Source organism: Algoriphagus aquimarinus, from assembly GCF_900112005.1.
Lineage (GTDB): Bacteria > Bacteroidota > Bacteroidia > Cytophagales > Cyclobacteriaceae > Algoriphagus > Algoriphagus aquimarinus.
Genome location: NZ_FOKK01000001.1, coordinates 510,899 through 525,014 on the forward strand (window position 1 = coordinate 510,899; position 14,116 = coordinate 525,014).

Sequence of the window (14,116 nt, forward strand, 5' to 3'; positions counted from 1 at the left end):
ACTTAACGCAAAGCGATTAGTTTCTTAGCAACTAAGGTCAAGTCTGATTCGGCGATTTCTGGTTTTGGTGCCAAAGGATATAATTGTGCGCCTGGTCTGCTGACGAAAGCTCCTCTCCATCCTGCCCAAATAGCTCCTGCGATATCCCAGCCATGAGCTGCTACTAGCAGGCATTCACTTGGTTTTACACCCATTTTTCTAGCTGCCCAATCGTAAGTGTCGCTATGTGGCTTGAATTTGCCGATATCCTCTACACTAAGGCGCTCATCAAAATAGTCTAACAATCCCGCGTTGGTGAATTGCGTTTCTACACCTTTATTGGATGAGTTGGTGAAGGAAACCAGTTTGTAACCCGCTTTTTTCAGTTGGGTAAGCGCCTCTTTTACTTCAGGATGTGCAGGCAAAGAGCGGATAGGTCCTAAGATTGCTTCTTTGGCATCTGCCTCACTGATGCTTATGCCATTGTTTGCAGCCACCATTTGTAGAGCAGCCGCACCGATTAGGCCGAAATCTGTATACTGTCTTCCGACCGTGGTAACTAGGGAATACTGTAGCATGGTGGTGAACCATAAAGGCAGTAACTCATCTCTGTCTCCAAGCGCTTTTCCTACACTTTTTTTCATCGTTGTCAGGTCAAGCAAGGTCTCGTTTACGTCAAAGAAAAGAACCTTCGGAGGAACTTCTGCTAATTGACTCTTTGGTGAAGCTTCCGCAAAAGCTGTATTTCCAAATGCTGGAACTGCTACGCCAGCTAAGCCCAGCATGGCTGTTTTATTGATAAATTCTCTTCTTTCGTTTTTCATAGTATCCATGATTATATGTTTTATAACAACATACTAACTGGTATGTTATTAGGTAAAAAAAATTACTTTTTGATTTGCTCTATATAATTGGAAAGCCCGGCGATATACTCTTCAAGGATGATGTCATCATCATATAATTTTCGGATCCCTCGAATTCCTTCAAATGCACTAATAAGGTAAATCGCAACTGCCTTGCTCGATACGCTTTCCTTGATGGAATTTTCTGCCTTGCCTCTTTCGATCAAAGCAATCAAGCCAGCTCTCCACTCGTCAATAATCTTCCTCAATGCCAACTGATAAGCCGCTTCATAATCCGCTATTTCATTAATAAAATTGTTCATCGGACAGCCATGCTTTTTATCGTAGAGAGGAAAAGACTTGATTCGATCTAGGAAAGTACTTTCTAGAATTTCCACAGCATTTCCAGACTTGTATAGCGGTGCTATCATTCCTTCATGCACTCTTCTTTGCACCTTCAAACTGATCACAGCCAGCCCCAGCTCTTTTTTGCTTTTGTAGTGATAATAAAATGCGCCCTTGGTGAGCTTGGTAGCCTCCATTATCTTATCCACACTGGTGGTCTTGAAGCCATTTTCGTAAAACAGCTTAAATGACTTGTTAAGGATGATTTCCTTCGTTAATTCTGACTTTTGACCCTGGTGCATGTGACAAAGGTATTAAAAAAATACCAAGTGGTATGTTTTTAAACTTCTTTAACACATCGGACAGATTAGTTCCTGATGCTTTTTAATTCGGATTTCAGTTCGTCTAGAATGAGCTGGTCAGCGTTGCTCAGTGGTAGGTTTTTCAGAAGATCATTCGTCTCAAAAGGATCTGCGCTTAGGTTATAGGATTCTTCTATTCCATCCTCAAAAAGCAAGTATTTATGCGTCAGATTCCGAATGGTATTTTCCTCTCCCCGCTCTGCAAAGACATAATTTCGGAAAGGAAGATTTGCTTGTTCGAGAAGTGATTTGAAGCTTTTACTGTCGTTTATCTCTGAGACTTCCACCCCTGCTATAGCTGCGATGGTCGCAAAAAGATCAGTGGTATTGATGAGTGCATCTTCAGTAGCTTGGATTCGACTTACATTTTTGCCAGAAATCACCATAGGTACATTAATTCCACCTTGGTAGATGGCATCCTTAGCATGAAATCTATCGTAAGTCTGCACAACCTGACGAGGTGTTCCATTATCTCCCAAGAATATAAAAACCGTGTTTTCTCGTTGTTCTGCAGGTATAGAATTGATCAGCCTGCCCATCTCTGTGTCCATGGCTTCCAGCATGGCCAAATAGTAAGGAAGAGGATTTGAATTGATGCTAGCTTGATCATCTGGCAAAGCTCCTTGTGAATGCAAGTTACTTGGTGGTAAATGAAATGGAGTATGTGGAGCATTGTAGGCAAGCCAGAGAAACCAAGGCTTTTCTTGCTCAGCAATCCAATCTATCGCCAGATCGGTGAGCTTTGTAGTGGCATATTCCGTGGAAATACTGGTCGAGCCATTGATCGTTAAGTCCCAATCGTAATAAGACTGGACGGCACCGCGGAGAAAACCAGCATAATATTCTACACCCATTTCACTGGGATGCGTAGCTGAATTGGACAAGTGCCACTTCCCGATGAGCGCATTGCTGTAAGCATCGCCCGTTTGCTCGCTGAGATACTTAAACAAAGAGACCTCAGTAGTAGGTAGATCTATTCCTACTTCAGTCACACCAGTTCTGAATCCATATCTGCCAGTAAGGATAGTTGCTCGGGTAGGTGAGCAGGTAGGATTTGACCATACATTAGTGAACACAATCCCTGTATTGATCATGTTTTGAATTGAAGGCATATTCGGTTTTTGTCCGGCGACGCTGTAGCCAGGACTGGCGTCAAGTCCCATATCGTCTGCGATGATAAAAACGATATTGGGTTGTGAAGTGGAGGGGATTGGCAGAGGAGCAGTTTCTTGGAGACTTGCGTCACAGGAACTGATAATACATACCAAGAGGAGTAAAAGGATATTTTTTAGCAAAGTGTTTTTTAATAATGTGTCTGCGTTTCTGCGATCGTAAGTGATAAATACACCTCTGACAGTTGTCAGTTATACTTCCTTCTTGAGAATTTCAATGTGACGCTTAAGCCTTTCCAAATCCATTTCCAAGGTGCCATTGTAGACTCCGCGGATAAAGCCTTGGCCATCTACTAAGACGAAATTTTCTGTGTGAATGAAGTTGCTGGTGTCAAGGGTTTTGGTGAAGTCCTCATCCGCAAAATATCCTTCTCGAGCGATGGAATAAATTGCTTCCACATCTCCCGTAACTAGGTTCCATTTGGCGTCATTTACCTGATGTTCTATTGCGTATTCTTTCAGCACAGGCACAGAATCGTTCCAAGGCATCACTGAATGCGACAAGAACATAACTTCCTCATCGGATAGATAAGCTTCCTGCAGTGATTCCATATTTGCGGTTAGCTTCGGGCAGATGCCTGGGCAAATAGTAAAGAAGAAATCCGCCACATAGATTTTTCCTCGGTAGCTTTCCTCAGTGATTTCTTCACCATTTTGATTGGTAAATGCAAAGTCTGGTATTCTATGCGAACCTTTCTCCCAAGATGGCGTGAAGTCTGCCGAATTGAAATAGGGTAAAGCCGTGATTTCATCTTCGCGGTTCTCAGCACCTGCACCTTTTCCCGTACAGGAAAAGGCAAGAATGCTTATAAGAAGGATTAAGGGAAGGCTATATGATTTCATCGCTGTTCTCAGTTAGCGTGTGACATTTTTTCAAACCGATCAAGCCGAATCTCTCCCTACCACGAACTTCATAATTAGCTTTGATGCGTCCGTCTTCTTGCCAGAGTTTTTGGCTGCCCATCTCCTTGCCTTCCACAAAGTTGAATTCCTTATAGGCTTGTCCATTGGCATACCATTCTTTGACAGCACCGTCATATTCGCCGGTTTGATTGAAATGATACTCAAACTGAAGTGTTCCATCTGGCCACCAGCCTCTGTGAATGCCAGTTTTGTAGCCTTCCGAATAGCTTCTCTCTAGCGCCAAAGTTCTGTCTTCATACCAATTTTTTTCCTCTCCATCTTTTCTTCCTTCCTCGTATTGAATCTCCGAAGCTAGTTTTCCATCAGGGTAAGTAGTAATCAAAGATCCGGTAAAAGGGGTATCTAAATAATACAGCACACCGTTTTCAAGCTCAAGTTCTGAGTTGGAAGCTTGTATAAATAAGTGCTCGGATTCTGTGCAGGAGATCGCGACAGATAGTAAGAGCAGAAGTATGCTGGAATTTTTGGATAGGGAAATCATTATTGGGTGATGCTTCCTGGAGTTCCGAAATAGCCGTTTCCGTTCAGATAAGGATCTTCGCTAGTGATGTGGTAATGGTAAATTCCGTCAGGAAAATCTGCCGTAGCGCCTAGATGCCCGTGGTACATATCCAAATCAGCATTGGTAATCAACCCGCCATTTTCCATTGGGCCATAGACTGGAAATCCATCTGCCAAGAGTCCTAAAAAAGCATCATTTCCAAATTGCTGCGTCAAATATGTAGGCTCAATGTGGTAATGGTACATCCCACGTCCCTGAGGATGACCTAACCATTGATCAAAGGAATCGATCTCAGTCGTCAAAGGCTGATCTGGACCAGCATACTGGTTGAAAAAGACTACTCCATTTCTAGAAACTCCTATTGGGCCAAGTGGAGTGTTTTGGTGATTGCTTGCTTCGGATGGATTGAGAGGAATCGAAAACACGATATTCTGTGTAGCTATCTTATTAGGATTTTGATTGTAGGCAGGATTAGTACCATCATAGTCACTATAGAGAGGATTGTCTTTTGGCCAGTAGGGGCTGGTATAATTTGGCTGATCTTGAGTAGTGAAGATCACTCGGCCGTCACGCACTTCATAGGAAAGACCAGTGCCCTCAAACTTGGTTAATATTGATGTAATATCGTACTCGGTGCTGTCTGGTAGCATGTCAATATCTGTATCATTAGAACAGGCCAAAACAATGGTGACGATAAGAAGTGAAAAGACGATACTGTGTTTGATGGAATTCATAAAGGAGTTCTAGAGATTTGGGTTTTTGACTCAAGGGCATGCTAATAGTTTAAAATGGGAGTACTTAAAATCTGTTAAAGGTTAGTGAATATGTTAGGAAGTGAAAATTAGGTGTAAAAAAATCCATCAGAGTAAACCTGATGGATTTGTTGGTGGCTTAGATCTTTATCTTATTCAGCTGGTAAATTTGAGTTAAAAATATCTCTGAATAGTTTCCATTTGCCATCTTCTTTTTTCCAAAGCACAATGTACTTTTCCTCTCCGACAGCTTGGTCTCCGGCGAAAAGCGTCAATTGTCCTTCTTCGGCGATCAAGTCCTCGGTTCCATATACATTTTCGAGTCTTAGGTCAACTCCAGTGATGCCAGCCTGAAACATATCTGCTATGGCTGCCTGGATGTTTGCTCTACCTACCGCCGATGGAGCTCCACCGCTCATAAGTTTGGCATCTGTTGTATATAAATTCGCCAAGCCTTCGGCGTCACCTGCGGCTACCACAGCCATAAAATTCTTGTTGGCTTCTATAATTTCAGCTTTGGCAGTTTCCAAATTGAATTCGGAAACTGGTATTTCCTGTTCCTTCGGCTTTTCGGTGCAGCTCTGAATTCCAATGACCACACTAAAAAGTGTCAACATGACAGTCACTGGAATTAATCTTGAGGGGTTTTTCATGATATGTTTAGTTTGTGCCTACTTGGATCGGTTTTCGGCGGTACCGTTTTTTCATTGCTCATGTTAGGTTCACCATTCTATTTGATCCTGTTTTGAAGGAGACAAAGTCACTCATAATTTTCAATGGAATATCACCAAAAAAGGCTTTTATAAGATTCATTTTTTTAGTCACAAGATTCAAAAAATACAATTTATTACGTTGAAACGGATGGATTTCTCTTCGTAATCACTTATTTTCAGATAATTAAGTGATTAATTAGAATAGTAATATTTTTAGTAGACATGCAAGTTTTACCAGATTCATTTTGCTTCACTTTACAATTGAAAGAAAATCCACGCCTGTCGATTTAAGATGTTATAGGGAATTTTTCATTTCCATTCAAATCCCTTCTTCAGGGTAAGTACTTAATGATTAAGGTCGCCTTTTACACGCTAATAAATTTTTATATAGATGAAGGATTCAATAATAAGTTCAAAGTTCAGTACGATTAAGATTTTTACTATTTCACTTTTTGTTCTGTTGACGTTTCAGATTGACGCCCAGGAAATTCAGCTAGAAACAATTTCTATCTCCAATGGGCTCGCTTCGCCTCAGGTCATGGATGTGATGCAGGACAGTTATGGGTTGATTTGGTTGGCAACTGGCAACGGGATTCAGCGCTATGATGGCTACACTTGGAAGACTTTTCGGAATGTCATAGGTAGCCCCAACTCCCTTCAAAACAATGTCACTTTTGATATTGAGGAGGATAAAAATCATGATTTGTGGATATCCAGCGACAAAGGTGTTACCAAGTATGACCGATCAAAAAATACCTTTATTAACTATGATTTTGAGGAAATTTTTGATTTGGCTCTTGGATCTGGAAGAGTGTTCAACATACTTATAGATTCCCAAGGAAGGATTTGGGCTGCCAGTTTAGCCAAAGAAATCGTGCAATATGATTCCGCGAATGACACCTGGGTTCTGGCACCTTATGAGGTCAAGGACTCAAAAAAAGAGAGAGGTGGACTCAGCTTACCGATAATGGAAGATAAGGAAGGCGGAATCTGGTCGGGATCTACTACCTACGGATTAATGCATCTTACCAAAGGGGCAGCAGGGTTTAAACCTATAGAATTTGGCCAATTTGTTGACTTTAACTCTACTGTAAACGGCATTTCTGATCTATTTTTTGATAAAGACGGGATTCTCTGGATTACCAGCAGACTGGAGATTAATAAGTATGATCTAGCCACAAAGGAGCTGAAATTGCTAGCCCAGTATGATTATGCGCTAGAAGATGTGTATAGTCATCTTAATTCCATCAAAGAGGACCGGGATGGCAATATTTGGATTTTGAATAATTTCAGAGGGGTACTGAAGTTTGAAGGGAATAGTGATTCTTTTCAGGAGGTTCTCATTCCCGGTAATAGAAAAATAAATTCAGGTGGCTGGACTCATCGATTTACCCATATGCTAATTGATTCCAGCGGGATTATTTGGTTTGGGTCACTTAGCAACGGTCTATTCAAGTATGATCCGATCAACAAACCTTTCAAATATTACAGCAATCATCCGGAGGAACCAAAATCAATTAGTCCTGGAGGTGTTTTTGGACTTTATGCTTCTACTAATAACCCTGACAAAGTATTCATTGGAACTCGTGGTCATGGCATTAATATTTTTGATAGTTCTGATCAATCAATCAAAAAGGTCAATTTTTCTTCCGCTAACGACATGTTCGGAGGTTCAGCTCGGTCTATTTATGAGCAAAAAGATGGCACCATATGGGTAGGGACATGGGGTGATGGCTTGATAAAAATGGATAAAGATTACAATGAAATCAAGCGTTTCAAGAATGATCCAGAGGATAAGAAGAGCCTTATAAATAATCAAGTCCGAGTGATTAAGGAAGACCGGACTGGCAAACTCTGGATTGGAACAAATGGAGGGTTAAATGTTTTTGACCCAAAAACAGAAACTTATAAGGAAATAGTAAGCCAGTATGCCAAAACGTATTCTGAGGAGATTATCACTAAGGTGAAAAATTGGCTTCAAAATGATGAATCCTTAGCCATTATAGATAAGGTCACTGACAATAAAGAACTCACCAAAGAAGTAAAAATCACAGAAAAAGCCACTTATTTTTTAGTGACCGTTGGCGAAGGAGATCTTGTCAGCATGGCAGATTTTGGGTGGCTGAGAAATCCTGCGGGAGAGACTATCGCAGGAATGGAATTATTTGGAGACAGTTTCTTCGCTGGAGGCGATCCAAAGAATCGAATGCAAATCACCCAACTTGAGCTTTCTCCGGGAACCTACTCTCTTCGATATTCTTCTGATGATAGCCACCATTACAATAGTTGGAATGCTCCAGAGCCTGAGTTTCTTCCACTGTATGGCGTAGCGATTTTCAAGCAGGAAAACCAATCGGAAAGTCAGGCAAAAGTGGTGAACATCAATGAACAAAATGCTGAAATAATCATTCAGGATCCTAATATCTCAGACATTGAAATAGGAGAAAAATACATCTGGATAGCGAGCCTAAACGCCGGTCTAACCCAAATAGATCCTGAAACAAATGCGGTGAAATACTACACCAGTGATCCGCTTGACCCGACTACGCTAAGCAGTATACAAGTCAATGATGTGTTTGAAGATGAAAACGGGCTGGTCTGGATGGCTACTTATGGAGGTATAAATATTTTGGACCCCAAGTCCGGAGAAATCACCAAATACACTGAAGAAGATGGCTTGCCTACCAACTTTTTGGAAACTATCCTTCCAGGCGAAAACGGAGAAATGTGGCTCTCTTCTAGAAATGGATTGATCCAAATGATCCGAAATGAATCACTGAATAAAGTAACCTTTATCAATTACAATGAAGAGGATGGAATTGGTGGTGATGTATTCCTGTCGCTAGCTTCTGGCAAAACCACAACCGGTGATTTCTATTTTGGAGGAGATCATGGCCTAACCACTTTTGCTACTATAGCTTCAAATAAAGTTCCGCCATCTGTTATCATCTCGAATCTTTCGATTTCCAATCGCTCAGTGTATGATATGAGAGAAGATTCTCCACTGCATGAAGATCTGCTTTCTACCAAATCCATCACACTCAGATACGATCAGAATGATCTCAGCTTCGAATTTGCTGCACTTCACTATGCCAATCCTACCAAAAATCAATACGCTCACATGATGGAAGGGCTGGATGAAGACTGGATTTATGATAATCGAAACTTTGCTTCTTATACCAATCTGGAACCTGGCATATATACCTTCAAAGTCATAGCTTCTAACGCCTATGGCGTGTGGAACGAGGAGGGAACTTCTATTGTGGTTACCATTCTTCCTCCATGGTGGAAAACCTGGTGGGCATATACCCTTTACCTAGTAGTTCTGGGGCTAGTGATTTTTGCGGCTTACTCCGAATTGAAAAGAAGAATTCGAGTGAAGGAGCGCTCCCAAAGTTTGGAGCGGGAAGTGGCACAATCCAAAGAAATCGAGAAAGCCTATACCAAATTAAAAGCTACTCAATCGCAACTGATCCAATCTGAAAAGATGGCATCACTGGGAGAACTTACCGCAGGGATTGCCCATGAGATTCAGAACCCATTGAATTTTGTGAATAACTTCTCGGAAGTCAGCGTCGAATTGATCGATGAGATGCAGGAGGAATTGGCTCAGGGGAATACTCAACTCGCAATAGAGATTTCCAATGACCTGAAAGAAAATCTGACGAAGATCAACCATCATGGTAAGCGAGCTGACTCCATAGTAAAAGGAATGCTGGAGCACAGCCGCGTAAACACACGTGATGTACAACCTACCAATCTCAATGCACTTGCTGATGAATTTCTGCGATTGAGCTACCATGGCTTGCGTGCAAAAGATAAAAGTTTTAATGCTGATTTCTCAACAGAATTAGCCCCTAGCCTTCCTAAGGTGGATGTGGTACGTCAGGATATCGGTAGAGTCATTCTGAACCTGATAAATAATGCCTTCTATGCTGTGGATAGTAAATCTAAAGACCTCAAAAGCAAAGACGGCGATCTGGGAGATTACAAACCAAAAGTAATCGTACGATCAAGATTAGTAGACCTTGCAGGGAATACCGGAGGAGTAGAAATATCGGTAGAGGATAATGGCGGAGGAATCCCAAAAGCTATCAAAGACAAGATTTTCCAACCATTCTTTACTACCAAGCCTACAGGTAGTGGCACCGGTCTTGGTTTGTCTTTGAGTTACGATATCATCAAGGCTCATGGTGGAGATTTGAGGGTGAAAAGCACTGAAGGAGAAGGCACAGAAATGATCATTTTTTTACCGATCAAAGACAGATTCGCATGATAATTACCAAAGCATTAAAAGCAGAGCTAGCTCAATGGCTCGATACCTTTTGGATAACTTATATGAAAGGTGACTTTGATGTCTGGTCTACTTTTATAGCGGAGAATTACTACAATATTGGTGGGACCAAGGAAGAGATCTGGCATTCCAAAAAGGAGATTTTGGACTACAGTTATGCTATCCATGATCAGATGGTTGATCAGGCGGAGGTTCGTAATCGAGAGATCGAGGTACTTCCCTATGGTGACTACTTGATGGTCAATGAATTTACAGATCTCTATGTGAAAATAGAAGGAGAATGGACGTATTATGGCCCTTTTCGCATGTCCTCCCTTCTGTCACAAACAAATACTGGCTGGATCGCTTTGCATCAGCACGGGTCCTATCCTGATATGAAGGCGACTGAAGGAGAAGCCTTTGCAGCAGATGCGCTAAAAGCTGAAAACAAACGGCTTCAAGAGGCAGTAGAACAACGGACCGCTGAGCTAAAAGGAAAAAATCAGGAGCTGGAGATTGAGGCTTCATTGGAAAGAGTCAGAACAGTGGCAATGGGAATGAAAACCCCAGATGACATGCTTAAGGTGTGCCGGGTTATTGCTTATCAACTTGAGGTCTTAGGTGTCAAACAAATTCGAAATGTGCAGACGGCCATCATCGAATCCAAAGAAGAGGTTTATCGCTGCTACCAATATTTTCCAGGCTATGATCAGGACGTCATCGAGCGAACCGAATACCTCAAAAATCCGGTGGAGCAGCAAATGGTCAATCAGATGCTTGCCACTCGGGATAGTCATTTTTTAGGGGCATTGACAGGGGAGGAATTAACAGGATTCCGCATGCACCGCAAGGAGGAAAACCACCTCGCTGATCCACTTTTAGAAGGGGTAGATGAGTTGGGTTACTGTTTCCTATCGATTGGTGAAGGAGGCCTAGGACTCACGTTGTATAACGCTTTGGATGAACAAAGTCTGTCCTTATTTAAGCGTTTCCATCAGGTCTTTTCATTGACTTATCAGCGATTCCGGGATCTTCAAAAAGCAGAAGCACAAGCAAGAGAAGCAGAGGTTGAGTTAGCCTTGGAGCGGGTTCGTGCAAGAACCATGGCGATGCATAAAAGTTCGAAATTGGCAGAAGCTTCTATTCTATTAGATGAGCAAGTGCGAAGCCTGGGCATCCAAACTTGGGGATGTGCTTTTCATATCTATGCAGAAGATGAAGCCGGGGACTACGAATGGTTTAGCAGTGCCAATGGGAGTTTGCCATTCTACAAAACTCCCAGAGAGAAATTTTTTTTAGATTTTTATGAAAGGGGACAGCGGGGAGAAAAATTCTATGTGAAGGAGTTTGCAAGAGAAGAATGTAAGGCGCACTATGATTACCTGAAAACCATCCCAATAGCCGGCGATTCGCTGAAAGCCTTGGAAGAATCCGGTATCTCATTACCTACTTACCAAATCGATCATGTTGCTTTCTTCAAGCATGGCTACATCCTCTATATCACTTATGAGCCAGTGCCGGATGCTTATGCTATTTTCCAACGTTTCGCTAACGTTTTTGAACAGACCTTTACCCGTTTTCTAGATCTTGAAAAAGCAGAAGCCCAGACAAGGGAAGCAGAAATCGAATTGGCTCTGGAAAGAGTTAGATCCAGATCTCTGGCTATGCATGCCACCTCGGAATTGCAAGATGTAATCCATACCGTACATCAGGAATTAATTAAGTTGGAAATTGGAATTTTTGGAGGATCATTTATTGCCATTAACAGTGAAATTGAAGAAGAACTTCATTGCTGGGGATCCGGTGGAACGGCCAATACTTCAGATGAGGTTCATATCCCTTATTTTGATAAGCCTTTTTACACGAATTTGGTCAAGGGGCTAAAGGGCGGGCCAGCCTTTTTTACTGAAGAGTTTACCCAAGAAGAGAAAAAGGAATTCTTTACTTTTTTGTTTACAAAAGAACCATGGTCTAATCTAAAGGCCAATGAAAAAAATGAAATCCTCTCAAGTCCTGGAGGCTATACCAGATCCTGTTCTGTGTCATTGCATACCAGTATTTTCATCATCAATCAGTCGGGAAAAAAGTTCTCTGGAGAAGAAAATGATATTCTTAAACGCTTCGGAAAAGTCTTCGAGCAGTCCTATACCCGCTTCCTCGATCTTCAAAAAGCAGAAACACAAGCTAGAGAAGCGCAGATTGAAGCAGCATTAGAAAAAATACGAAGTAGAACCATGGGAATGCAGCATAGTAATGAATTGCCTGATGCCGCCCATGTGCTTTTTAATGAAGTGAGAAAATTGGGAATTCCAGCTTGGAGCTGCGGATACAACATTCTCTCGGATGACAAAAAATCCTCTTTGTGCTGGATGAGCAGTGAAAATGAAGTACAACCCTCATTTAGACTTCCACTGACAGAACATATCAGTTTACAGCCGTGGTATGAGGCAATCATTAAAGGTGAAGTATTATTTGTTTACGAGCAGGGTGGAGAAGACTTGGTGAAGCATTATCGTTATTTGGGGGAATTGCCAGAGTTGAAATCCGTTTTTGCCCAATTTGATGCGGCCGGTATTTCGCTTCCTACCTTCCAGGTCAATCACTTGGCCAAATTCGACCAAGGATTTCTATTGTTTATTACCTACGAACGGGTGCCAGAAGCACATGCTATTTTCCAAAGGTTTACCAAGGTTTTCAACCAAACCTATACGCGCTTTCTCGATCTTCAAAAAGCAGAAGCTAGGGCTAAAGAATCTCAAATTGAAACAGCCCTTGAGCGGGTAAGATCCAGAACTATGGGAATGCAGCAATCCGATGAGCTTGGAGATGTGGCAACTGTCTTATTCAACGAGATGAATGGATTAGTATCCAATCTCTGGACCTGTGGTTTTGTCTTATGTGAAGAAAATCGCAAAGAAGACGAGTGGTGGCTAAGTATGGATACCGGTTTCACTCGAGGTTTTTTCCTACCAAACGTAGGTGATTTTGCACATGCTTCCTTATATGAGGGATGGCAAAAAGGTGAAGCTTTACGGTCTGTTGTTTTGGAAGGTGATGCGCTCTCTGAGCATTACAATTGGCTGGTAAGTTTGCCGATCGCGAAGCAGCTCTTTGATGAGATGGACGAAAAAGGCATCGAACGACCAACTTGGCAAAAGTTGCATGCAGCCTATTTTAAAACTGGTTATTTGGTCATCATCACCGCAGTGCCTTGTGCGGAGGAAGAAATCTTCAAGAGCTTTGCACAAGTATTTGACTTGACCTACACCCGTTTTCTTGACTTGCAGCAAAAAGAAGAACAAGGCAAAAAACTTGTCGAAGAAAAGCTAAGGCTGGAGCGTACATTGAAGGACCTTCAGGCTACACAAGCCCAACTCATACAATCTGAAAAGATGGCTTCCCTGGGTGAACTAACAGCAGGCATCGCCCACGAGATTCAGAACCCATTGAATTTTGTGAATAACTTTTCCGAAGTCAGCAGTGAAATGTTTGACGAGTTGATGGAGGAAATAGAAAAAGGTGATATGGAAGAAGTGAAAGCCCTCTCTGCTGATATCAAAGAAAATCTGATCAAAATCAATCATCATGGTAAGCGAGCTGACTCCATCGTCAAAGGAATGCTGGAGCATAGCCGATCAAGTTCAGGTGAAAAAACTTTGACAGATATCAATGCACTTGCAGATGAATTCCTACGACTTTCCTACCATGGTCTTCGAGCCAAAGACAAAAGCTTCAACTCAGACTTTAAACTGGAACTAGATCCCTTAGTTCCCAAGATAAATATCATCGGGAAGGACCTTGGAAGAGTGATTCTGAATTTGGTAAACAATGCTTTTTACGCTGTTCACGATAAGGCGAAAACTACCCCCCAACTCTCCCGAAACATCGGGACAGGCTCAAAAGGGGGAGAAGGCTTTGAACCTTCATGACTCGTCCTAAAAAAAGTTTACAGGTTAGAGTTTAAATACTGGTATAGATTTACAGTTTCATTTAGTCCTGTAATGGATTTACAAGAGTACGTTTTTTAGGGTAATAGTTTCTCCATAGCCTTTCTGTTTTTTGATTGGTTTGATGGATTTCTTCCGGTGTCAGGTTCCCAATGCTCATGTGTGGTCTTTCCTGATTGTAGAGCTTGACAACTTCTTCTAAGAGCAAAGTAGCCTCCTGGATAGTTTCTATTTGATAGCAGTCCAGGTATTCTTCTTTTATTATTCCATTTATCCGTTCTGCCAATGCATTCTCCAATGGATCT

At 41.8% G+C, this 14,116-nt stretch carries 10 protein-coding genes; 2 read left to right on the forward strand and 8 right to left on the reverse strand.

Translation table 11 applies throughout. The annotated features are described in order from the left end of the window. Positions 1–2 precede the first annotated feature (2 nt). From BM291_RS02280 to BM291_RS02310, 7 genes are all read right to left on the reverse strand, one after another. Complete coding sequence (locus BM291_RS02280; RefSeq protein ID WP_217647280.1) at positions 3–812, reverse strand: haloacid dehalogenase type II; 810 nt, start codon at positions 810–812, stop codon at positions 3–5. Between the two features lie 53 nt (positions 813–865). Then, on the reverse strand, positions 866–1,468 hold the full coding sequence (locus tag BM291_RS02285) for a TetR/AcrR family transcriptional regulator (protein WP_092894547.1): 603 nt from the start codon (positions 1,466–1,468) through the stop codon (positions 866–868). Between the two features lie 65 nt (positions 1,469–1,533). Next, positions 1,534–2,823, reverse strand: coding sequence for a sulfatase-like hydrolase/transferase (locus BM291_RS02290; protein WP_092894548.1), 1,290 nt, complete (start codon positions 2,821–2,823; stop codon positions 1,534–1,536). 69 nt (positions 2,824–2,892) lie between these two features. Then, positions 2,893–3,543 carry an SCO family protein gene (locus BM291_RS02295; RefSeq protein ID WP_092894549.1) on the reverse strand — a complete coding sequence of 217 codons (651 nt, stop codon included), beginning with the start codon at positions 3,541–3,543 and terminating at the stop codon, positions 2,893–2,895. Then, positions 3,530–4,105, reverse strand: a complete 576-nt coding sequence (locus tag BM291_RS02300; protein WP_139229023.1) for a toxin-antitoxin system YwqK family antitoxin — start codon at positions 4,103–4,105, stop codon at positions 3,530–3,532. Before BM291_RS02300 ends, BM291_RS02295 begins: the two co-directional genes overlap by 14 nt. Then, positions 4,105–4,860, reverse strand: a complete 756-nt coding sequence (locus BM291_RS02305; RefSeq protein ID WP_092894550.1) for a YHYH protein — start codon at positions 4,858–4,860, stop codon at positions 4,105–4,107. The genes BM291_RS02300 and BM291_RS02305 overlap by 1 nt, the downstream gene beginning before the upstream one ends. A 170-nt stretch (positions 4,861–5,030) precedes the next feature. Continuing rightward, complete coding sequence (locus BM291_RS02310) at positions 5,031–5,531, reverse strand: YybH family protein (RefSeq protein ID WP_092894551.1); 501 nt, start codon at positions 5,529–5,531, stop codon at positions 5,031–5,033. Positions 5,532–5,982: 451 nt separating this feature from the next. On the opposite strand from BM291_RS02310, the gene BM291_RS02315 reads away from it, so the two are divergent. Together BM291_RS02315 and BM291_RS22450 are read left to right on the forward strand one after the other, a co-directional pair. Further along, positions 5,983–9,867 (forward strand): sensor histidine kinase, encoded by a 3,885-nt coding sequence (locus BM291_RS02315; protein ID WP_092894552.1) that lies wholly within the window; start codon positions 5,983–5,985, stop codon positions 9,865–9,867. Beyond that, positions 9,864–13,793: a nuclear transport factor 2 family protein gene (locus BM291_RS22450; RefSeq protein ID WP_092894553.1), complete on the forward strand. Its 3,930-nt coding sequence runs from the start codon at positions 9,864–9,866 to the stop codon at positions 13,791–13,793. Before BM291_RS02315 ends, BM291_RS22450 begins: the two co-directional genes overlap by 4 nt. Before the next feature lie 61 nt (positions 13,794–13,854). Here the strand turns inward: BM291_RS22450 and BM291_RS02325 are convergent. Further along, on the reverse strand, positions 13,855–14,116 hold a 262-nt coding region (locus BM291_RS02325), incomplete at its 5' end, for an integrase core domain-containing protein (RefSeq protein ID WP_139229024.1).